Source organism: Acetobacteroides hydrogenigenes, assembly GCF_004340205.1.
GTDB classification, from domain to species: Bacteria; Bacteroidota; Bacteroidia; order Bacteroidales; family ZOR0009; genus Acetobacteroides; species Acetobacteroides hydrogenigenes.
This window is the reverse complement of the sequence record NZ_SLWB01000005.1, coordinates 164,385-187,424: the sequence shown is the minus strand read 5'-3', so window position 1 is coordinate 187,424 and position 23,040 is coordinate 164,385. Positions and strand designations below refer to the sequence as shown.

Genomic DNA, 23,040 nt, shown 5'->3' with positions numbered 1-23,040 from the left:
ATGCTTCAATACCTTACGCTAATGCGCTTCGAATGGATGATTGCCCTCATCATCATTGCGCTTTTCATTTTCAACCTTACCGCGTTCGACAAGAGGGTTAAGTCGTTCCTTACGGTGATGAACTCGTTGCTTATCGCCAACTTTGTGATTGGGATTCTCCCCATGGCCGATGGAACGCTGTTCGACGGATTCTTCAACACCAACGGGCTGATTGTACTCGAAAAGAGCATCCTCAACCTTGGTCTTGTGCTTATATCGCTATCGTCTACTACCTGGCTGATGTACCTTAAGAAGCGATTCGAGTTTTTCGTGCTGATGCTCTCCAGCATCCTAGGGATGTACGTTATGCTCTCCAGCGGCCACGTGCTTCCGCTGTACATTGGACTAGAGCTGGCCAGCATTCCGCTTGCAGCGCTTGCCGCCATTCAAACCAGCAGCAAGGCTTCGTCGGAGGCGGGCATCAAGCTGATTATGACATCGGCCTTCTCGACAGGTATCACCCTATTCGGTATCTCGCTGCTCTACGGGGCTCTTGGAGGGCTTAGCTTTACCCATATCGAGTCGAGCATCCACGTAAACGCAATGGTGCTGTTGGCCTTTGTGATGATCCTTAGCGGCTTTGCCTTTAAGATGTCCATCGTGCCCTTCCACCTGTGGACGGCCGACGTTTACGAGGGCGCACCAACGCCCGTTACCACCTACCTTTCGGTGCTATCGAAGGGTGCCGTGGTGTTCATCTTCATTACCGTGCTCTACCGCGTGTTCGGCTCACTAAAGGACGAGTGGCTCTACGCCATCAGCATCCTTTCGGCCATCACCATGACTGTGGGTAACCTCTTTGCCATGCGCCAAACCAACCTTAAGCGATTCCTAGCCTTCTCGTCTATCGCTCAGGTGGGCTTTATCCTGGTGGGTATTGCTGGGGCTTCGCAAATGGGTATCGACTCGTCGGTGTACTTCATTATCATCTACCTGTTCAGCAACATCGCCCTCTTTGGCATAATTGCCGCCATTGGCGATGCAACGGGCAAGGAAGACCTCAACAGCTACAAGGGGCTCTTTAAGACCAACCCCTTCTACGCGCTGGTGTTTGCCATTGCCCTCTTCTCGCTGGCAGGCGTTCCGCCAACCGCAGGGTTTTTCGGTAAGCTCTTCCTGATTACTTCGGGACTAGGATCGAAGATCTATCCGTTGCTGGCCATTGCCACCATCAACATGGTGCTATCGCTCTACAACTACCTACGCGTAGCTCGCGTTGTTATTATCAGCGCACCAACCGAGGAGTCGATTCCAACCATAAAGAGCCCTACGCTTACCACGCTGGTGCTGGTAGTATCAACCATCTGCATCGTGGCGCTAGGATTTGTTGGTTCGCTCTACAAGCTCATCAATACGCTTAGTGCGGCGGCTTAAGAAGAAGTTAAACGAAGTTATTTCAGAAGTTAGAGGAAGTTAGACGAAGATAAAGCAAGATACTTGACCCATACTACTCACGTTTGACGAAGGCAAGAGACTTTGCTTAACAAAGTAAATTTCATGCGTCAGCCTTCGTTTAACTCCTGAAATACCTTCGTCTAACTTCGTATAACTCCATTGTTATTACCTTTATGGTTGCCGTTCCCAAACAGTTCGCGACTAATGTCTAATATCTAGCGTCTAATACCTATCATCTAAAACAATGTCATTAAACCCACACCATACCGTAGCGGAGCTCGATGGCAAGCCCTGCTCGATTGTTGAGAAGAACGTTACGCCCGAGCGTGCCAGCCACATTGCCGGCATCCTTAGCGCCAGCGGCCTAGAGGTTGTTACCGTTAACCAGGACGAAAAGGTTACCGTTGGCGTAACCGACATCCTCTTTAACCCCGTAATGGCCGTGTACAACCGCTACCTGAAAACCAGCGAGGGAAAGGTGGTAACGCCTGCCCTATGGTTCCACAACGACAGCGCTTATAAGGGGCTGTACTGGTTGAGACGATAAAACCTACATCGTACTATAAAACAATAGCCGCAGTAGCATTTACTGCGGCTATTGTTTTTTATACTATTCATCTATTCGGCAAGGCTACTGCCCATAGCCGTCAAGCTAAGGATTGTATAGTCCTATATTTTAGAAAGGAATGGATAGATAACAAGCACCTGAGCATGATTGAAACTGCTTATCCCCTCTTTTGGAGGGGCAGGGGTGGGTTAAGACGTTTTACCCACCCCTACCCCTCCCAAGAGGGGATAACGTGCTGCTATTGGGTATTTATCCTTTTGAATTCAAACTTATCTTGACAGCTAAGGCCTCCCACCTTAGTCGAACAAGGCACCTTCAGTATTTGACGGTTTTTAAAGTCTTTTGATTATTTCGGAGCATTAAAATGGCTTTCTCCGCTCTAGTCTGCCTTGTAGCTTCTTGCTTGGCAGACCCAACCCAATCACAATACCCTTGCTTATAGGATTTAGATAATGAATTGAAAAAGTCTTGTGCGTCTTTGTCGACATCGAGTAACCGTTGAAGCTCTTGAGGAACTCCTTCAATGTGATTTCCTTTTTCCATCATGATATTCTGATTTAATCGGTTTACATAACTTTGTCACTAACGTCTTCGCCAAGACTACTGCTCTTATTATATCCCATGTCGTAGTCTACATCAGCGTACAAGGCTAGGCGAAGACTGCTACTTATATTCTAGACCTCTACCCTCATCGTCTGAATCTCGGATTAAAAGCATTACTCAGATTTCACAGAAAGCACACCAAGTAATCAGCGATATTCTTCTTATAGTGAAAGGCTAGCCGTGCAATCCATTAATCCGTCGAATCCGTAATTCAGACAATGTTCGGCAATATCGAGCCTCGCTCTTCTTTTATGTATCTATTTATATCCCGTACACAACCCCTTTCCGTGCATCATCAGAATAGATATGTAACGAATAAGCAATATCGCTCAAACAGGTAATCCGATGAATATGGTTGGTCAGTACGTTGGCTTCTCCCAAAGCATAGAAACCTGTATTCTCGGCGGCTTCGGTTACTCTGGCTAGCTTAATTTTCCCGGTGCCATCTACATCTTCGAATAGCTCCAGCTGCAGCTTACCCTTTAGCAAGCTGTAGGCTGCAAATTCCGGGTGACCATGAATGCTGCTTTGCGCCCCCTTGTGCCAGGTCATAACGAGGGCTTCCCATCCCGATTCGTCCCTCCCAATGAGCGTACGCTCGTAAGGTTTATCGCTGACTATATTAAACTGGTCCATATCATGTTTGAACGGAAATGCCAGTGCCAGCTGCTTTAATTCCTCTCCTAGCTGATTGTTCATCTCCCCATTTCTGACTAAGCTCATGATCTCCCCAAAAAAATCTTCAAAACCTGGTTTAACAGGGATAGCTTCATTGGGGTTTCCAACAGTTGCCTTCAGCTCCATATCCATTAGTGTTTATTCTACATGAAGATACTATATTCTCTGTTCACTTTACTAAGTGGCGACCTACAGGCCGCAATCAAATGTAGCAAAAAACAAAGTGCAGCCGTGGTGTGGCTGCACTTATAAATTTGGTTCTGCTGGTTTGCCGTTTAATGGCGGTCTTAGACCGCTACTAATCTTCGACATAGTCGCAGACTATGCCGAGCCTTGGCCTTTGATTATACTACGCTTAGCAGAGGAGTTAAAGGCCAGCGGCGTTATCCCACGTTAAAACTATACTAAATTACTAAAAACTTTCGTATCTGCATCATCAGCCCCAGTAGGCTAAACCACCTGTTGTGTGCAGTTATTTTATCAAGACTTTGGTGGTTTTAAAAATTGTACAATATTTCCAGCTTCATTCCATAATTCTTTTGTAAAATCTTTTGCTTTAAACAAATTCTCAAAACTAATATTTGGGTCTTCACAAAGATTTATAATATCATTTCCGTTACCATACAAATCACTAATTACAGAAACGCAAAACTCAAAATCGTCATCTTTTTTATAGTTTTTTGTTTTTCCGAAAACAGATGTCAATCCAATGTCATTAGGAATATGTCCAACAAATGGTGATTCCGTTATTAGTAAAATTCCTTTAGCAAAATTCGTAGCATTTCCAATTTTCATTCTTAATTCTGTCCCTATCTTTTCGCTTGGTTTAACTTCGGCTAGAAAAGTATTCCCAGCTTCAGTTGTCAAACGAAAATCTGGGCTCCATTTCTCTAAATCATATGGTTCGTAAGTGTAATGCCATTTCATTAAATCAAAAAACGCAGCCCATCTAGCTTCCAATCTTGACCGAAATTGTATATTATTATAAAATGTAGGTATTGCTTTGTATTTATATTCGCTCATAATTGTTTCGATTTTGACTGGAATTGCACACAACTTGTTTATATATACACCTCCATTCTCCCAAAGGTGCACATATCCACCCAAATTTGTAGTGGTATGTATACCTTTTCCGCTAAAAGAGGTGCATCTATTACCTATCTCGTAAACCCACCACCCCGAACGAGGCGTAAAAGAAGCTTTCTTCCACAAGCTATACTTACAAAAGGTTTACGATTTAAAATAGGATAGCAATTTAGCGATTATCCCCTGTCGTTATGCAAAAAGAGCTAGAAAAATTAAACAAACGTAAAAAAAAGGCAGTAGCTGCTGCTCTGCCTTTTACTAGTCTTGTAGTGGAAGGTTGCTATCGGGCAATTACCATTAGCACGTCGCTAAATATGGGCTTACGGTCGGCGCTCATGTAGGCGCAGCGGCAGGCATACTCAACACCGCGCTTAAACCCTGATATCTGCTGCTTACGAGCGGTAGAGGCAACCGATTGCCAGGTGGTTGCATCCATAGAGGCTGCCGGAGCTGGAGTAAAGTAGAATATGTACATGCGGGCATCCTTATTGGCCTGAACCGAGAAGATGAGCTCGCCGTCGTTTACGCCGTACTCCACCTTAAAGTTGGTGGGCTTTGGGGGTTCCTTCCCCTTTTCGGGTTCCTTTACCAGTACGAATCCGGTGGTAGCCAGCTTCTCGCGATCGCCCTTAGCCTGTACGCTAATGTCCAGTGCCAAGTCGTCAAGATTAGCAATTAGCGCACTTTTGGCCTCATTTTTATACATTATATCGAGCTTGCTGCCGTTTATGCTCTTGGCCAATTTTGTCTGATAGCTATCCTTCAAAGTTTTTACGGTTACCAGCCGTTCGGCAGGTATCTCAAATAGCGTATTGCCGGTTAACCTTTGCAGTACATTTTCAGCAAATGGACCTACATCGTTATCCTTTAGGGAGGAATGGCAAATAATTAGACCGATTTTGTTCATGTCTCAAGTTTTTTAGTGGGTTGTTTAATTTTAATACCAATGCTAATATAAAATAATATTTACTAATTTAATATTACATATAACAATATATAGCTATACGTGCGTTATGGTCGTTTGCTTATTCGGTTCGTCCATTACTGCATAAAAGCTACATCATTTTGACAGAATAGCTCTGCATTTATGGGTCTTTTCTCCCTAAAAAGGGATTATTGCGCGCCATTTTGTATCCAGTTTAGCTCATCCGAGGGTCATTATGGTTCATACTGGATAAAGAATGGCCCATTTTATGCACAATTTGCGCTATACATTTAACATTTTCATTCATATCTTATCCAAAATGGAGCAAAATGAATCCAGTTTGCTCCATCCGAGGTTCAGTTTACTTCATAATGACCCTCAGATGATCCATTCTTTATACAAAATGGAGTAAACTGACCCTCGGATGATCCATACTGGATAAAGAATGAAGCATAGCAGATTTACCACATCGAATGCTATCATCTGTTTTTCTGGTATTTACAACCTTTTTATTCGTTTTTTATAGATCTAGTGTTATTAAATAGTGTTAACATGTTAGCTTGTGCGCAATTTTAGAAAAAAAGGAAGCAATTGGTATAACAATTGTGCAAATAACGCTCAAAAAAAAGGGTTTTTCGCAGAAGCAAAAAACCCCTTGTTAGGAGAAGGCTCCTCATTCGTCAATTCTATCATTGCAGGCTATAGCCTGCAGAATAGATTCGACTGAGGCGACAGCCTCAGTCGAACAGAGCATTCAGCAACCCACGGATTTCATCCGCGGTTATTGAGGGTTTGCTACTTCGTAGCATTTTATCGCTTAGCTTAATGGCTATGGGCAGGAGCTTCAGGGAATGGAGAAATTGATGCTAACCGATTTTTATCGAAGTCATAGCTAACGACCCACCAACAGGCTTGTCGTTAAAGAGCTTCACGCTGTCCGAGCTATCCCGTAGGGCAAGGGTGTAGAGCAGCGGGAGGTAATGCTCTGGGGTTGGAATTGACAGCTCGAAGGCTTTGCCCAACTTCGAATAGCCTATCAGATCGCGATGGTTTCCATCTAAGATAAGCTGCTTAATCCTGTCGTTCGCCTCAATCGCCCAATCGTACCCGTAGAATTCGTTCATCCTTTGCCAATTTACCATTCGCAGGTTGTGCACCAGATTTCCGCTCCCCACTACTAGCACGCCCTTATACCGTAGGCTACGCAGCTCCTTGGCAAGCTCGTAATGCTGCATTGGACTTTTGTAGAAATCGAGGCTTAGCTCAACTATCGGAATATTTGCCTTTGGGTACATCCTGCTTATTACCGTCCAAGCACCATGATCGAGGCCCCTCGTCTCATCCATTATAACGGCATCGTTGCTTACCATACCTTTTACAGCAGCTGCCAGCTGGGGCATGCCAAGTGCGGGGTATTCTATTTTGTAAAGATCATCGGGGAAACCAACAAAATCATACATGGTTGCTGGCATTTCTACAGCCGATACTTGTGTTCCTTTGGTTTCCCAATGGGCCGAAACAACAACTATTGCCCGTGGGGTTTCTATTTCGGCCGAGATATTTCTATATCCTTGAACGAACTCGTTTTCTTCAATCGCATTCATGGGGCTACCGTGTCCTAAAAACAGCACGGGCATTTTAGGGGTGTTCCCATCCAACGTTTTAATAGCATTCATGGCGTAAAGGTTTGAGCTGGTACTTTGGGGGAAGTGGCTGCTACCTAAAGCTACCGCGCCCCATATAGGGCATCCCTAATTCTAAAAAAAGTTGCCCGATAGCAGCCACTAGGTAGCAGCCATCGGGCAACAGCTAGCAGCAGCTATATAGTTATAGTACAAGCAGAATGTCGAGAATAAAGATATCGTCTATTGCCTTATCGCCTAGGTTGCCAAAGAAGGTGTTGGACCCGTAGCGCACATTAAACTTCGATCGGTCGATCTTAAGCTGCGCTTTATACCCCTTACCCTTTTGGGCAACAACAAAGGATATGTTCTCCGATTTACCCTTTATTGTTAGGATTCCGGATACCGTTGCTTTACCATTAACGAATTTACCGGCCTTTTTAACCTCGAATGTTGAGGTAGGGTAGCTGTCAACTCCAAAAAAGTCATCCGACTTCAAGTGCCCTACCAGCTTCTGATTGGCCCCCTCGTCCTTTATGTCGGTGTTGGTAATGGTGTTCATGTCAATCACCACTTTTCCACCTACAATTCGTCCACCCTTCAAATCGAGGTAGCCGCTCTTGATCTTTACCTCGCCGCTATGCGAACCTCCAATTTTGTTTCCGATCCAGTTAACAACCGATTGCTTCAGGTTTACCTCGCTCTTCTGAGCAGTTGCCGATAGCGTTCCTGCCAACAGCAGTACGGCTAGTAGTTTAGCTGTCTTCATATCGTAAATTTTATGTTTGTTACTAACGTTTACGATACAAAGATAGGCTGGCGCAAAGGCGAATGCACTTGATCTATGTTAAGAAATTGGCTCGATTAGACAAAAGCTGCAGCAACGATACCAAGGAGGGCTACCGCATTTTAGATTAAAAAAACAGGAAGACTAAACACAGAGTAACACAGAGCAATATCAACATTTATCTACCATAAGGTTCTAACAGGATAAATAGTCATTGATTTAACAGCGTTACTTTGCTCGCTATCTAAGCAGTGTAAGTAGTAAGCTACTTATAGTGAGAGCCACAGAGAAAAATACAAAAGTGCCTTTCACTTTTGTCCCTCGCAGCCGAAGGCTGCTCTCCATAGCCGTTAAGCTAAGCCTAAATCTAAAGAATAAGCGCCCAATAGCCGCACGTTATCCTCCCGCTTAGGCGGGAGGGCAGGGGGTGGGTTTGTTCGTTTATACCAACATTTTCGCTTCATTTAGCGTTCTTAACCCACCCCTGCCTCCCGCTCGGGCGGGAGGACAAGCTGCCTTGATTATGCATTTGAGCGTTGAACAAAATGCTTAGCTTGACGGCTATGGCTGCTCTCTGTGTCCTAAAGTATTAAAAGATCAAAACCATAAAACTATAAAAACTTCCTCTGTGAACTCTGAGTCTCAGTGTCTCTGTGTTTTGTTCTTCTTTTTACCTGGTTTCGATGTTCAGCTTTCAAAAAATTGGGAGGTACTATATGAGCCTGCTTGTTTACTCTTATATTTTTAATTGAGTTTGCCCTGTACCAAGCAGGGCTACCGCTGCTTTCTGATTCGGCTTAAGCTCTCGGGGGTGATGCCAAGGTACGATGCTATGTAGGCTAAGGGTACGCGCTGGAATATTTCGGGTTGCTCCTTAAGCATTTCGTTGTACCTATCCATGGCGCTCTCCCACATGGTTGCATTTAGACGGCTCAAAGCGTTTACGTAAGCCTTTTGGAATAGAATACGGAAATATCTTTCGAGGCGAGGAACGTCAACCAATAGCTGCTCCAGCTTTTCCTTCGAAATCTGTAGGAGCTGCGAATCTTCTATTGCCTCAATATGGTACTTCGATGGTTGCTGAACGAAAAAGCTCTCCAGATCGCTTATCCAGCTATTATCCATTCTAATCTGGTAGATATGCTCAACGCCCTTCGAATCGATATAAAACGAGCGCAGGCATCCTTTAGTAATAAAGTATAGGTATTTGCACGTTTGGCCGGACTCAAGCACACTCTTTCTTCGCTTGATCTCTACGGGTTCGAAGGCCGACAGGATAAGGAGCTCATCTTCGTCCGTTATATAAGACCACTTCTTAAAATAGTACAGCAGCTTGCCTACGTCCCTCATGTGCTTAATTGTTAGTTGATGGTTATACAAATTTAGCAAATTCGGGTTATGCTGCTTAAGGATAATCCGCTTAAGCGTAAAGATTATCGCCGGCCCGACGTAGGCAGAATATCTGCCGCTAAGCGTTGGCTCTGAATTCGCTTTCTAACATTCGTCCTTCGTCTGTAAACAGTAGGCTAGCGGCCTTGGCTGCTAGAGCGGAAAAAGGATTGTTTTATCTATACCTCCGATCGCTATTTTACAATGGCATTTATTTTCTCCCATAGCGCGTTATCAAAACCAGATACTGCAAAATTTGGATTTACAGGATCAGAGGCATCCCCCATTCTAACTACCACCATTTTCTTACTTGGAATAACGTAGATTCGTTGGTCGTTTGCTCCCATTGCCGCATACATATCAGCTGGTGCATTGGGTACCAAATAGCCTTGATAAACGGTTTGCTCGCCTGGAATCATAAAGCTTGACTTCCCATTTAACCACCATAGGTATCCATAAGAGGAGTTGATGCTTTGTGAGGGAGCTATGCTCTCCTTAAAATAAGATTCATTTATGATCTGTTCGTTTCCCCATTTCCCATTATTCAATGCTAGAAGACCAAACCGTGCCATACTTCTAGCGGTGCTATGATAGATGGTGAATATTGTACCAAAATTCCAAAATCCATCCATTCCTATTCTATTCTTTATCTTTTCGTTGAAATAGGTTTCGAACGATTTATTGCTTGCATTGGCAACAACATTAGTCAGCTTTTGGAAGATATTACTATAAGCCCACCTAGTACCCGCATCAGCAACATAGGTCAGGTTTTGTTTAACTACGTACTGCTTTGTATCATCATTGCCTGATGTCATTGTTAGAAGATGCCTTACTGTTATCAAGTTTTCCTTAGACAATGGCATACTCGTCCATTCTGTTCCCAGATAATCAGACACTTTACTACTAATATTCAACAGCCCTTCTTGTTGTGCAATTCCCGTAATGGAGGCTACCAAGGTTTTACCGGCACTATTCCATTCCCAGGTACCGGTTGCTGTTTGACCATTAAAATACTCTTCCATTACAATTCTTCCGTTGACAAGAATTATAAACGACTTTGTATGTTTTTGAATAAGGAAATCCTTTAAAGGTTGAACGGCGGCCTGATTCCAGCCTAAGCTCGAGAGCGACTTGGTTTCCCATGTAGAGCTTGAATTGGAGGGGAAATACATAGACTCAGGTAAAGATGGTTGAACGGCATCGCCATTTTTACTACAGCTGGAAACCAATACCAATAGCAATAAAGAAAGGGTAAAATGCTTCATAGTTGTTTCGATTCTAAATTCAACTAGCTGGAGATCTCATTCCCCAATTAGTCATTGTTTAAGTAATACCGCGAACGGGACATTAAAAACCTAAAGCAAAGCCATAATGGATACAAGTAAGAAAGTAAGCCATACTTTGTTCAATTTTATGTGCACCCATCTTGCTTTATTCCCGCTCCCCAAAGTCTGCATCAGCGTACAAGGCTCGACGAATATTGGCTACGCCTAACTCGAACTTTGTGCTCGGTTGTTGCTTTGTCTTTGCCAAGTTGCGGACTTCAGCCCGCAACCAAAAATAGTAAAAAAGTTAAGCGCAACGGTGGTGGGGCTGCGCTTAGGTATTATTTTGACGGCTTTGAGCTTAATGCCGCTTTAAGATCGCTACTTAAGGTCGAAGGCAACGAAGTCCGACGTAGTTAATTACAAATTACTCCGAATCGTGCTCTTCTATTAAGCTTCGCTTAGCAGAAGGAAAAGCTCTGTTTTGGAAAAAAATAGCCCTCACCCATCTGCTCTATGCATTATTTGCTACCTTACTCCGGTGTAAAACCTATAAGCCGTATAATATCATCTAATTCAATATTGATCTATGGAAACAACCGAAAAAGAGAGAGGGGCAGCCCTTCCCCTATGGGCCAGAGTGGTGCTGTACACCATTGGTTTTCTAGTTGCTACGGCAGTATTTCAGCTAATAGGCATGCTTTCGACAGGCTGCTCGCTTTCCGACATGGAAAGCTTCGATAAGCTTAGCCCTTTTCAGTTTTTTGTAGTCGAGATCTTTGGCCTATCGGCCACGTTGCTGCTTACGCTGCTTTTTCGCAGGTATATCGATAGAAAAACCTTTAAGTCGCTGGGCTTTTCTATTGCAGGTAGGGGTAAGGATATTTTAGCCGGATTAGCGGGTGCCCTACTCCTGTTTGGGGTGGGTACGCTGGTGCTCTTCCTAATGGGAGAAATCCGCTTTACGGGCTTTCAGTTCGATGCCGCAAGCTTTTTCATTAGCTTTGGCCTATTCGTAGTGGTTGCCATCAACGAGGAGACCCTAATCCGAGGGTATATCCTCAACAACCTGCTTACACGGATGAATCGGTATCTAGCGCTAGCCATCAGCGCATCTATATTCGGGGTGCTGCATATCTTCAACACGGGGATGGGCGTCCTTCCGCTGGTAAACCTGGTTCTTGCTGGCGTTCTACTTGGCTCGGCCTACATATTTACCCGAAACCTGTGGTTTGCCATTAGCCTCCACCTCTTCTGGAACTTTATTCAAGGACCTGTGCTGGGCTACTCGGTAAGCGGCACCAAAACCAGCAGCCTGCTAAAGATGTCGTCGCTAGGGGATACCACCTTAACGGGCGGCAAATTTGGATTCGAGGGCTCCATTGTTTGTACCATCTTAATGGTTGTTGCCATTGCTGGGGTATTCGTCTACTTCGAACGAAGGAAGAAGAACATGGAAGAGCCCCTGCTGGATGAGCAACAGCCAAAATTTGCAGATACAATAGGCGAATAGCAGCATAACAAGGAAAAAGGATGTCAATCTTCGACATCCTTTTTGATTATATAGCCATACAACTGCCTTGTTTAGCGAAGGCTCCTGACCATAGCCATCAAGTTAAGATGTAAGAAGCTACGAAGTAGCGCTTTAATGCAACCTTGGCTGCAATTTGGAGTCTTAGCTTTTCGGCTATGATCTCCTGCCTTCGTCAATTTTAAAAGCCCCCCTGTACAACCTCCACCAAATTGAGGTATTTCGCCCCATTTCCATATATTTGTAATCGAACACCATCATTTATTTAAGCAACTATGAAGTTACGCTTGTCTTTACTAGCAGCGTTTACAGCTGTTGGCACCTTTTTTAGCAGCGCAAAAGCTGCACCCGCCGATACGTTGGCGCTTACCCCACCGATGGGGTGGAACTCCTGGAACCTATTCGAAGATCGCGTAAGCGAAGAGCTAATTAAGGGCGTAGCCGACGAAATGGCCGCCAACGGAATGCGCGATGCCGGCTACCAGTACATCATTATCGACGACTTTTGGGTCGGCGGGCGCGACAGCCGCAACCAGCTCTTCCCTGATCCAAAGCGCTTCCCCAACGGCATTAAGCATTTGGCAGACTACGTCCATAGCAAAGGCCTTAAGCTGGGAATCTACTCCGATGCCGCACAGCTTACCTGTGGTGGCGTTACCGGCAGCCTCAACTTCGAGGAGCTCGATGCACAAACCTTTGCCAATTGGGGAATCGACTACCTTAAGTACGACTACTGTGGTGCTCCCGACGATGTAACCACCGCATTTACCCGCTACAAGAAGATGGGCGATGCGCTAAAGAAAACCGGACGCCCAATTGTTTACGCCATCTGCGAATGGGGACAACGCCAACCCTGGCTTTGGGCAAAGGCCGCAGGCGGACACCTTTGGCGTACCACCTTCGATTCGCGCGATGTGTGGCAAAGCAACGATAGCTGGTTCATGGGAATTGTTGAAATCCTAGATCTTCAGGAAGGCATTGCCCGCTATGGTGGCCCAGGCGGGTGGAACGATCCCGACCTGCTAATGGTTGGCCTCTACGGAAAAGGGAAATCGTCGTCTGCAGGACCAAACGGCCAAAAGTACAAGGGATGTACCGATACGGAGTACCGCACTAGCTTTGCGCTATGGAGCATTATGTCGGCTCCGCTAATCGTAAACCTCGACGTGGCCAACATGAATAAGGCAACCAAGGATATCCTCCTCAACAAGGAGCTTATTGCCATCAACCAGGATAAGCTGGGAAAGACAGGCGAGAGCATCATTAAGAAGGATGGGCTTCAGGTATTCCGCAAGGAGCTTTCCAATGGTCGCGTTGCCATTCTTGTGTTCAACAGAAACGAAAAGGCTACCGACTTTAGCTACTCCATTACAAAAGCTCTAGACCTATACGCCCCCTACTCCATCAAGGATGTTTTTGCCGGAAAAGAGTTCAAGGCAAAGGAGCTAAAGGGCAAGCTCGATGCGCACGACTGCAAGGTGTACGTATTCAGCAAGGCAAAGTAGCAGTTGAAGCTAACACCATAAAAGAAAAGCGGGCTATCCCTTGGGGTAGCCCGCTTGTATAATTATCAAACTAGCCTATTTTACCTAGCCGTGCCGGTTACACTAGATGTGCCACCCGAGGTTTTGGGATTATTCGTCTTGGTTCGGGGCTGTGTGGTTCTTGCTTTCTCCTTTCGATGGGCAGCATAGGACTTGTAAACGGATGGATGCTCCTTCTTAATGGCTTCAACAAACCTATCGCACTGGATTAGCACCTCGTTGCACGAGTTTAGCGCTTCCTCCATCTCTAGCTGCTTTAGCCTACGCTCTGCCACCGCTTTAGCCCTCATCGTATTGGCTTCCGAAACCTTAATTATGCTTTCCTCGAAGCTTACAAGATTAGCCATATCAATTTTGTAGCTGTCGAGCTCAGCAAGCTCGGCTTTTGCCTCATTAAGAATGCTGCTTGCACTCTGTATCTTGCCGTTGGTGCCTTTGCTCTCTAAATCCTGACATAAAATTCGCAACCGTTCTACCATCTTGGCATCACGCTTTACCCGACCTAAGTCTTCTAGGCTTTTACCCAAGAAAGAGCCTTGCTCAATCAGCCTTTGCGTATAGCCATCTATACCATCAGCACCATCACCACCAAAGCTGCTGCTTTGGGTTAAGAGTTCGGCTAGCTTAGCAATCTTCGCTAGGTGAGCATCGATGCTTTGCACTACAAACGCTACCTCTGGATAGCCCTGCAACGTTTCATTATCCTTTAGGAATGCCATAACTCGCCGACACATGCGCGAAAATGGTAAATGGGATGCTTTCATCTTTCTAAATATTGATTTACTACCTAAGAGCTTACAAGAAAACTATTTTACATATCCCGTAAATTTCGAGATTTACTTTTACATTTCAAACTTTTTTTAAAACAATCGTTAACCAACACTACAATTCTAGCGTTTGCTGCAAGATCAAGCATGTCTGATACCAAAACCGAGAAGCAATTCAAGGAATCCTACCAGTCGCCTTATCCCCCAAATTGAACCGTTCGTCCTATATTTTCGACGCTCCATCGAATTTTCCTTTATAGAAAGGCTCTTCATTCGGATATTTGTAAGGTAAAGGTGTGTATTGCTACCAACGAAGCCCATTTTAGAAGAGAGCGCTGCTTGTTTTACACTTTTAAAGAAAAACAACACCCGAAGCTTACCTGGAGCATTCAAATCTATCTACCTTAGGTTTCTTTTTAAAGGGGAAAGTAAACCGAGAATATGGGGGAACAATAAATGGGGATGCTCTGTTAAATAGCCAACTAAGGACAACCAATATAACTCGAAAAACAAATCTGGCAGGAGATGAAATCGAAACGATTATACTACATCAATAAAATATCGGAAGTTTTCCTTCAGAATGGCATTAACAGCTTAACCGTTGATATGATTGCCGAGAAAATTGGGGTTACCAAAAAAACCCTTTACAACTACTTCGAGAGCAAGCAGGAGATGATCGAGTGCTTTCTTGATTACCTCGCCATTAAGCAGAAGAAGGAGATCTCGAAGTTAGCAAAGCAAGAGCTTAATCCTATTGAGCTTTTGGTACAAACCACAAAGCTCTTATACAACAGCTACCGTTTTTACCGTAAAAAGTTTGAAATAGAAATACAACCTCGCTACCAGGAGAACTTTCAAAACATTATTGTTAGACGAAGAGACGAACTTCAGGAGTTTATTTTGCTCAACCTCAACAAGGGTATTAGCATGAACTACATAGAGCACGACCTCAATGTAAACTTTGCAAGCAAGTTTCTACTTTTAGGGGTAGAAAATCTCTTCCTCTCCGACAATCGATTATCGCCCCTATTTAACGGCGAAAAGGAAATAGACCATGTGCTTTACTACCAGCTTAAAGGAATATGCACACCACGAGGGTTAGAACACCTAAGAAAGTCAGTAAATTTTAAAATTAATCTCTTACAAGAAGCATGAAACAGGTAACCGCAGTTCTTACACTGGCGCTAATGCTCGTGGTAAGCGGATCATTTGCAGCAGACAACCTTGCCGAGAAAAAGGTACTTACCCTTTCTCAGGCACAGGAGATTGCCATGCAAAACTCCCTTACCATAAAGGATGCCAGCTACGATTTAGAAGCTGCAAGAAAGAAGATTTGGGAAACCACAGCCATTGGACTTCCGCAAGCTGATGCTAAGTACAGCTTCACCCACAACCCCGCCTCGCTACCCGAGATTCAGTTCGATCCCAACTCGCCTCCAATAAAAATTGGAACAAAGTCGTCGTCGAGCATTACGGCAACGGTATCGCAGTTAATATTTAGCGGATCGTATATTGTTGGGCTCCAAGCCTCCAAAACTTACAAGCAGATAATGGAGCAGAGCCTGGAGAAAACCCGCATTGACGTGCGCAGCGCCGTAGCACAATCGTACTACCTTATACTCCTTACCAGCCAAACAGGCGAAGTGCTAAAGGGGAATTTGGAGAACCTCAACAAGCTGCTGAACGATACCCAAAAGATGTTCGAGAAAGGGTTTACCGAAGAAACATCGGTAGATCAGCTCAGTATTGCGGTTAACGATCTAAACATCTCGCTTTCTACCATTCAGCGTCAGGAACAGGTTGCCCGCAGGCTGCTCAACTTCCAAATGGGGCTCGAACTCGAAACCCAGGTTGACCTTACCGATAAGCTGGAAGATATTGTTCGTGGCATTAACCGCGAGAGAATCCTTGAAACACAATTCTCTCTCGAGAAGAACATCGACTACAACATGACCGTTACCAACATAAAGGCAAAAAAGCTCCTTTACAAAAACGAGCTGGCAAGCTATCTTCCAACCATTGCCGGATTCTACCAGTACCAGAAGTACCTAAACGATCAATCGTTCAACTTCCAACCAACCAACCTGTTTGGTCTTAGCATTAGCCTTCCGATATTTAGCAGCGGACAACGCTACTCGAAGGTAGGACAGGCGAAGATCGAAATGAGCAAAGCCGAGAACGCCAAGGAGCAGGTTGCACGGTCGCTTACCATGGAATACCAGCAAGCCAAGGAAGACTTTAATACGGCCTGGGAAAAGTACCAGAATAGCAAGAAAAGCCAAACCCTAGCCCAAAAGGTACTAAAGGATATGACCATCAAGTTTAACAACGGTATGGCCTCGAGCATGGACCTCACGCAAGCAAACGACAAGCTGCTACAGGCCGTAAGCAACCTTTACAACGTAGAATTCGAACTACTTAACGCAAAGATTCGCCTCGACAAGATCACGAACAACTTATAGAAAACGTAAAAACAACACCAATATGAGAAAGACATTACTCCTAGTAGCCGCAGCCAGCTTGGTAATCTCGTGCTCTAACGGAGGAAATGATGCTGAATCCATTCGAAAGCAGATTGCATCGCTTCGTGAGCAGAGCATAACCATAGATAATCAAATAAACGAGCTGGAGAAACAGCTTGAAACGGTTGCCGGAGAAAAAACAGAGGCCGGAATGATACCTATTAAGGTAAAGCAGCTAAAGCCCGAAGCATTCGACAGCTACATTGAATTTAGCGCCACCGTCGAGGCTGTTAAAGATGCAAAGGTTAGCGCCGAAACCCCCGGAATTATTCGTACTATCTATGTGGAACGAGGCCAACAAGTCCGAAAAGGACAAGCTATTGCCAGCCTTAGCAGCGAAACAATAGAAAATAGTATTTCGGAAATAGAAACTCAAATAGAGCTGGCAAGAGACGTATACAACAAGCAAAAAGCGCTATGGGCTCAAAAGGTAGGATCTGAGATCCAGTATCTTGAGGCCAAGAATCGCTTAGAGAGCTTAGAACGCCGAAAGGCAACCACTAAAGCTCAGCTAGCCATGTCTACCCTAAAGGCTCCTTTTGACGGCATTGTTGACGATATCCTAATGAAGGAAGGAGAGCTTGCATCTCCCGGGATAACCGTTGCTCACATTGTAAATCCATCTCGCCTAAGAATTACTGCCGATATTTCGGAAACCTATTCGAATACAATCCGCAAAGGAGAAAAGGTAGAGGTTAACTTTCCATCAACACCTGGATTAACCCTAACCTTACCCGTAAACCGAACCGGCAAAGTGGTAGATATGAGCACCAGAACCTTTAAAGTGGAGCTTTTAGCGGCTAATCCAAACAACACCATTCTTCCAAATCAGATAGCCAACCTACGCCTAAAGGCATCTCACGAGATGACAGCCTTAGTGGTTCCTTCTATTGTTGTAAAGCAGGATGCTAAAGGAAGCTTCCTATTTATCGCAGAACAAACTACAAAAGGGTTTGTAGCCAAAAAGGTTTACGTAAAAGTAGGAACGAACTATCAGGACAACTCCACCATCCAATCGGGCATCAAGGCTGGAGACAAGGTGATTATTGCGGGGTTTGCCCAAGTAAGCAACGGTAGTCCCGTAGTGATTCGTTAGGCATACCGAATAACTTAAGATCATATGTCAGAAAAAACAAGCGAGAGCAAAATTAGGACCTTTGGGCTTTCCAACTGGTCGCTCAAGAATAAGATCACCGTCTTTCTGGCAACGGCGCTTTTGGCCATCGTTGGTGCGTTCTCGTACACTTCGATGCCCAAGGAGCTGTTCCCCGAAATTGTGATCCCCACCATAATGGTACAAACGGTTTACCCCGGTAATCCACCTGTTGATATTGAAAACCTTATTACCCGCCATATCGAGAAGGAGGTTGAAACCATTAAAGGGGTTAAGAAAGTAACCTCTACTTCGCTTCAGGATGTATCGCTGGTTGTGGTAGAGTTTAACACCAACGTAGAGGTTAAACAGGCCAAACAAGATGTTAAAGACGCTGTAGACAAGGCCAAGCGCAACCTGCCAAACGACCTTCTCGAGGATCCCATCGTAAACGACATCGACTTCTCGGAATTCCCGATCATCAACGTCAACATTTCGGGAGACTTTAGCATACAGGAGCTCAAAAAGTACGCCGATTACCTACAGGATAAGTTCGAAGCCCTTCCCCAAATCTCCAAAGCCGAAATAAAGGGGGTTGAGGAACGAGAAATCAAGGTAAATGTCGACCTCATTAAAATGGAGGCTGCCGGACTTACCTTCGACGATATTGAGAATGCCATAAGAGGTGAAAACCTATCGATGTCGGGTGGCGAAATTAAGCTATCAAAGGCCCGCCGCTCCATTCGTATCGATGGTGAGTTTAAGAACATGGCCGATATTGAGAACATTATCGTTGAACGCGAAAACGAAAAAACAGTATACCTTAAAGATGTAGCAGAAGTGGTAGATGGCTTCGAAGAAGCAAAATCCATTACGCGCCTCAATAATGAGTCAGTCCTGTCTATTCAGGTGGTAAAGAAGAGCGGAGAAAACCTACTCGAAGGAACCGACAGTGTATACGAAATACTGAAGAAGGAAAAGGAGAATAAGGTACTCCCAGCAAACCTTAAGATTACGACTACCAACGATCAGAGCGATCATATCCGTAAGCAAATTGCCGATTTGGAGAACAACATGCTTATGGGGGTAATCTTCGTCCTGCTGGTATTGTACTACTTCTTGGGTACCCGAAACGCCTTTATGGTTGCAAGTGCCATTCCCCTCTCCATGATTCTTTCCTTTATTGTGCTTAAATCGATGGGCTACACCATTAACATGATGGTGCTCTTCTCGCTCATCCTCGCATTAGGAATGCTGGTGGATAATGCAATTGTTGTCGTAGAAAATATCTACCGATATTACAATAATGGCTACTCGGCCTACGATGCCGCCCGACTAGGAACTGGAGAAATTGCATACCCCGTAATCTCATCAACGGCAACAACCTTGGCTGCATTCCTACCCCTTGTATTCTGGGAGGGAATTATGGGTGAGTTCATGAAGTACCTGCCGATGACGCTTATTGTAGTACTTACGGCATCCCTCTTTGTTGCTTTAGTAATTGTACCCGTTTTTGCGGCAACCTTTATTAAAATGGAGAACAAGCTTATTACCCCCGAGAAGAAGCGCAAGATGTACCGCATATCTTATATCTTCTTTGGAGCTGCCGCTCTGTTCTACCTGCTTGGGATATATGCTTTCGCCAACATTTTGCTTATCATCGGGCTAATCATCTTCCTGAATATGCTTTACTTCCATAAGGCTCAATTCTGGTTCCAGGAAGAGGCTCTTTCTCGTTTAGAAAGTTTCTACGAAAGGTCTATTAGCTATGCTCTAAGAGGACGCCATCCTCGCTGGTTTTTTGGAGGTACTGTTGTTCTTCTTATTTTCACTTTTATCCTATTTGGGCTAAGACAACCAAAAGTTGAGTTCTTTCCTCAGGGAGATCCTGGATACATTAATGTTATAACGGAACTTCCTATCGGGTCGGACTTAACGGCAACCGATTCGGTAATGCGCATGGTAGAAAAGGATGTAAACGCAATCCTAAAGCCCAACCGTCAGATCGTAAAATCGGTTCTTTCTACCGTAGGCAAAGTAACCCGTTCGGGCGACTTTACGCCTAGCGATATGATTAACAAAGGAACAACAACCATTACCTTCGTAGATTATGCTGATAGAAAGGGGGTAAATACAACCGACGTTCTACAGCAACTCTCGAATGCGCTGGTAGGAAAATATCCAGGGGTTATTATTAACGTAGAAAGAGCCGAAGACGGGCCTCCAGTTGGAAAGCCAATTAACATAGAAGTATCCGGCGAAGACTTTGGTCAGATACTCAACCTATCGGATTCGCTCATTGGGTTTATCAACTCTAAGCGCATTGATGGTATTGAAGGGTTAAAGGTAGACTTAGAAGTTGGCAAACCCGAGCTGCTGATTGAGATAGACAGAGACAAGGCTCGCCGCTTTGGACTCTCCACCGCTCAAATTGGGATGGCCGTTCGTACAGCACTCTACGGTAAAGAGGTTTCTAAGTTTAAGGACAAGGATGAGGACCATCCCATCCAGCTACGCTATAGCGATACCTACCGTTACAACCTGTCTGCGTTGCTCAACCAAAAGATTTCCTTTAGGGATAACGGGAAGATGATCCAAATTCCTCTTTCTTCGGTTGCCAACTTTAGGTATAGCGACACCTATGGATCGGTTAAGCATAAGGATCGCAAGCGTGTTGTAACCGTATGGTCAAACGTTATAGAGGGCTACAACGCCAACGACATCAACCAGCAGCTCAAGATGCTTCTAACGAACTTTAAGATGCCCGAAGGCTATACCTTTGCATTTACTGGCGAGCAGGAGGAACAAGCCGAGTCAATGGCATTCCTTGCAAATGCTATGATGATAGCCTGTGCGCTTATCTACCTCATTATGGTGTCGCAGTTCAACTCGGTAGCCTATCCGTTGATTATCATGACTACAGTAATCTTCTCGCTTATTGGTGTCTTCGGTGGCATTGCCACCTTTAAGATGGACTTTGTAGTTATCATGACGGGCATTGGTATCGTTTCACTAGCAGGTGTAGTTGTTAACAACGGGATTGTACTCATCGATTATATCCTACTGCTTCGAAGCAAAAAAACCAAAGAGCTGGGGCTATCAGATCCACTTGATATACCTAAAGAAGAGAATAAGGCAATCATCGCCAAAGCTGGAAAAACCCGCCTTCGTCCGGTTCTCCTTACTGCGATTACAACACTACTTGGATTAATGCCTATGGCCATAGGCCTTAACATAGATTTTGTAGGACTATTTACTCGTTTTGATCCGAACATATACTTTGGAGGGGATAGCGTAGCCATGTGGTCACCGCTTTCTTGGGCAATCATTTTTGGTCTTTCGTTTGCAACCTTCCTAACGCTGGTAATTGTTCCGGTAACCTTTAGCCTATTTGTTGGATTACAAATTCGCATACGTAAGTGGATGGGTAAGGTTAAGTAACTCTTTACAGACAAGCATAATAAAGGGTCTCCACAAGTCAGATGGAGACCCTTTTCTTGTATAGATAGAATACACCTATGCTTAATCTAAAGCAAAGACAATAGTGCTCTTTAACTTTCCCATTGCTAAATGCCTCCTTCTCCTGATAAAGGTGAATGCTTCATAAAAAGCAACATAGCAAGGATTAATTTTAGGAACAACCATGGCATTAACATATTTTTTGTATTTTAGAGCCACAAAATATTCATCTATCCTTTATATGCTTCCTTCCATTGAAAAGTCATTTTTATATTGCTTGCGGTAAATCAATACCCACACATACACCACATGCCGTTTCGGTTAGTCTTCCTACTATTGCCGATGTGCTTGCCTATAAGGAGAACAAGAACGGTTGGAGCAACAGTATATTCTCTGGATATCCCCGATTCTATACGCACCCTTACGAGCAAATGGCTTCTGCCTTTATTCGAAAGGTATTAACTATTGGTGGCGATCAGAACATCCTTCTAATGCCCTCCAGAAGATGCGCAGAGCATGTTGTTCATTTTGCAAAAGAAGATCATCCCATTCGTTACTTCGATGGGCTAACCTTTATAACAATCCCCTACAACCATCCCAATCTTGTAAGCATTCTATCCTTCATCAGACGAACAGGATGTAAAGCCTATTCCCGACAAATTGAAGATTTTTTGATACGACAAAAACTCCTAGAACAACAATTCCATGAAGATATCGTTGAGACAAATCCTGATGGTAGCATAAAAACAACGCTAAGCAGGCTTTACAATATAGATCAAGATCAGATCTTTCTCTATTCCTCTGGGATGAATGCTCTTTATTCAACCTTCACGGCGTTTAAAACTCAAGGAGACCAAACTCAACGACAACTTTTTATCCAGTTCGGACAGATTTACTTTGGTACTGCAGAAATACTTAAGGAGTATAGCAAGGAATACCTCTGCATCGAATCTGTTTATGACTTAAATACACTTGAAAGGATTCTTAATGAAAAGGGATCTAAAGTAGCAGCAATATTCACCGAAGTACCTACTAACCCATTTCTAGAGATTTGCGACCTTCCTCAACTCAAGAAAATAGCAAGCCGATACAACATCCCCCTGGTTGTGGATGTTTCCTTGGGACCACACATTAACCTAAACGTACTTCCCTTTTGTGATGTTGCAGTAGAAAGCCTAACCAAATTCGCATCTGGTTCTGGAGAAGTTATGGGAGGTGCTGCCATCTTGAGCCAGAGTTCCATCTTCTACAATAACCTCTCTGCACTCCTACCCCAATGGGGCGAACCGTTCTACCTTCGAGATGCTCAGCGATTGGCTTACACCATAAAAGGCTACTTGCTAAGAGTAAGTTGGGCTCGGGAAAGCGTTCGAGAACTAGTTGCATTCTTTAGCAACCACCCAAACGTAAAAAAGGTCCGCTGGTCGCATAGCATAGAGAACATTGATAACTACAGGAAAATCGAATGTAGCGATGGCTGCTACTCCCCTATTGTATCCGTTGAATTTGAATTTCCTTTAGAAAAGGTTTACGATAAGCTCCTACTCCCCAAAGGACCTAGCATGGGCACCGACTTTACTCTTGTAATGCCCTACTTCTACATAGCAAACTATAAGCTAATGAGGAGCGAGGAAGGTAAACAAGCGCTATACAGTAAGGGGATCAACCCCGAAATGCTTCGGATATCCATCGGCTGCGAACCAACCCAACAAATTATCGGTATTTTTGCCAACGCCCTTAACGTTTAGAAAATCATGGCTATTCTCG

18 protein-coding genes are annotated in these 23,040 nt (G+C 44.4%); 9 read left to right on the top strand and 9 right to left on the bottom strand.

The features are described from left to right. Together CLV25_RS07200 and CLV25_RS07195 are read left to right on the top strand one after the other, a co-directional pair. Positions 1 to 1,413, top strand: coding sequence for an NADH-quinone oxidoreductase subunit N (locus tag CLV25_RS07200; protein WP_131838961.1), 1,413 nt, complete (start codon positions 1 to 3; stop codon positions 1,411 to 1,413). Between the two features lie 265 nt (positions 1,414 to 1,678). Further along, complete coding sequence (locus CLV25_RS07195) at positions 1,679 to 1,981, top strand: hypothetical protein (RefSeq protein ID WP_131838960.1); 303 nt, start codon at positions 1,679 to 1,681, stop codon at positions 1,979 to 1,981. Between the two features lie 336 nt (positions 1,982 to 2,317). Here CLV25_RS07195 and CLV25_RS07190 read toward each other — a convergent pair whose 3' ends face one another. From CLV25_RS07190 to CLV25_RS07155, 8 genes are all read right to left on the bottom strand, one after another. Then, positions 2,318 to 2,548, bottom strand: coding sequence for a YdeI/OmpD-associated family protein (locus CLV25_RS07190; protein ID WP_131838959.1), 231 nt, complete (start codon positions 2,546 to 2,548; stop codon positions 2,318 to 2,320). Between the two features lie 318 nt (positions 2,549 to 2,866). Continuing rightward, positions 2,867 to 3,409 (bottom strand): cupin domain-containing protein, encoded by a 543-nt coding sequence (locus CLV25_RS07185; RefSeq protein ID WP_165877022.1) that lies wholly within the window; start codon positions 3,407 to 3,409, stop codon positions 2,867 to 2,869. Between the two features lie 354 nt (positions 3,410 to 3,763). Beyond that, entirely contained in the window at positions 3,764 to 4,306 is a 543-nt protein-coding gene (locus CLV25_RS07180) for a hypothetical protein (protein ID WP_131838957.1), read from the bottom strand. Between the two features lie 343 nt (positions 4,307 to 4,649). Further along, positions 4,650 to 5,276 carry a hypothetical protein gene (locus CLV25_RS07175; protein ID WP_131838956.1) on the bottom strand — a complete coding sequence of 209 codons (627 nt, stop codon included), beginning with the start codon at positions 5,274 to 5,276 and terminating at the stop codon, positions 4,650 to 4,652. A gap of 884 nt (positions 5,277 to 6,160) precedes the next feature. Beyond that, positions 6,161 to 6,970 carry a 4,5-DOPA-extradiol-dioxygenase gene (gene ygiD / locus CLV25_RS07170; RefSeq protein WP_131838955.1) on the bottom strand — a complete coding sequence of 270 codons (810 nt, stop codon included), beginning with the start codon at positions 6,968 to 6,970 and terminating at the stop codon, positions 6,161 to 6,163. A gap of 151 nt (positions 6,971 to 7,121) precedes the next feature. After that, positions 7,122 to 7,685: a YceI family protein gene (locus CLV25_RS07165; protein WP_131838954.1), complete on the bottom strand. Its 564-nt coding sequence runs from the start codon at positions 7,683 to 7,685 to the stop codon at positions 7,122 to 7,124. Positions 7,686 to 8,477: 792 nt separating this feature from the next. Continuing rightward, positions 8,478 to 9,053 (bottom strand): Crp/Fnr family transcriptional regulator, encoded by a 576-nt coding sequence (locus CLV25_RS07160; protein ID WP_131838953.1) that lies wholly within the window; start codon positions 9,051 to 9,053, stop codon positions 8,478 to 8,480. 233 nt (positions 9,054 to 9,286) lie between these two features. Then, positions 9,287 to 10,357: a serine hydrolase domain-containing protein gene (locus CLV25_RS07155; protein WP_131838952.1), complete on the bottom strand. Its 1,071-nt coding sequence runs from the start codon at positions 10,355 to 10,357 to the stop codon at positions 9,287 to 9,289. A 589-nt stretch (positions 10,358 to 10,946) separates the two neighbouring features. Here CLV25_RS07155 and CLV25_RS07150 point away from each other — a divergent pair. Continuing rightward, a complete protein-coding gene (locus CLV25_RS07150) occupies positions 10,947 to 11,870 on the top strand; it encodes a CPBP family intramembrane glutamic endopeptidase (protein ID WP_131838951.1) in 924 nt (307 codons plus the stop codon). Positions 11,871 to 12,163: 293 nt separating this feature from the next. Next, the gene (locus CLV25_RS07145) at positions 12,164 to 13,393 is read left to right on the top strand and encodes a glycoside hydrolase family 27 protein (protein ID WP_243649606.1); all 1,230 of its coding nucleotides are present in this window, start codon (positions 12,164 to 12,166) and stop codon (positions 13,391 to 13,393) included. Between the two features lie 80 nt (positions 13,394 to 13,473). Here the strand turns inward: CLV25_RS07145 and CLV25_RS07140 are convergent, their stop codons facing one another. Beyond that, positions 13,474 to 14,196: a hypothetical protein gene (locus tag CLV25_RS07140; protein WP_131838950.1), complete on the bottom strand. Its 723-nt coding sequence runs from the start codon at positions 14,194 to 14,196 to the stop codon at positions 13,474 to 13,476. Between the two features lie 528 nt (positions 14,197 to 14,724). On the opposite strand from CLV25_RS07140, the gene CLV25_RS07135 reads away from it, so the two are divergent. The 5 genes from CLV25_RS07135 to CLV25_RS07115 all read left to right on the top strand — a co-directional run bounded on the left by CLV25_RS07135 (position 14,725) and on the right by CLV25_RS07115 (position 23,021). After that, on the top strand, positions 14,725 to 15,354 hold the full coding sequence (locus tag CLV25_RS07135) for a TetR/AcrR family transcriptional regulator (protein WP_131838949.1): 630 nt from the start codon (positions 14,725 to 14,727) through the stop codon (positions 15,352 to 15,354). After that, positions 15,351 to 16,661: a TolC family protein gene (locus CLV25_RS07130; protein ID WP_131838948.1), complete on the top strand. Its 1,311-nt coding sequence runs from the start codon at positions 15,351 to 15,353 to the stop codon at positions 16,659 to 16,661. The genes CLV25_RS07135 and CLV25_RS07130 overlap by 4 nt, the downstream gene beginning before the upstream one ends. A 22-nt stretch (positions 16,662 to 16,683) precedes the next feature. Beyond that, a complete protein-coding gene (locus CLV25_RS07125) occupies positions 16,684 to 17,817 on the top strand; it encodes an efflux RND transporter periplasmic adaptor subunit (RefSeq protein ID WP_131838947.1) in 1,134 nt (377 codons plus the stop codon). Positions 17,818 to 17,841: 24 nt separating this feature from the next. Next, complete coding sequence (locus CLV25_RS07120) at positions 17,842 to 21,255, top strand: efflux RND transporter permease subunit (RefSeq protein ID WP_131838946.1); 3,414 nt, start codon at positions 17,842 to 17,844, stop codon at positions 21,253 to 21,255. A gap of 272 nt (positions 21,256 to 21,527) precedes the next feature. After that, positions 21,528 to 23,021 carry a PLP-dependent transferase gene (locus CLV25_RS07115; RefSeq protein WP_131838945.1) on the top strand — a complete coding sequence of 498 codons (1,494 nt, stop codon included), beginning with the start codon at positions 21,528 to 21,530 and terminating at the stop codon, positions 23,019 to 23,021. Positions 23,022 to 23,040: the final 19 nt, after the last annotated feature.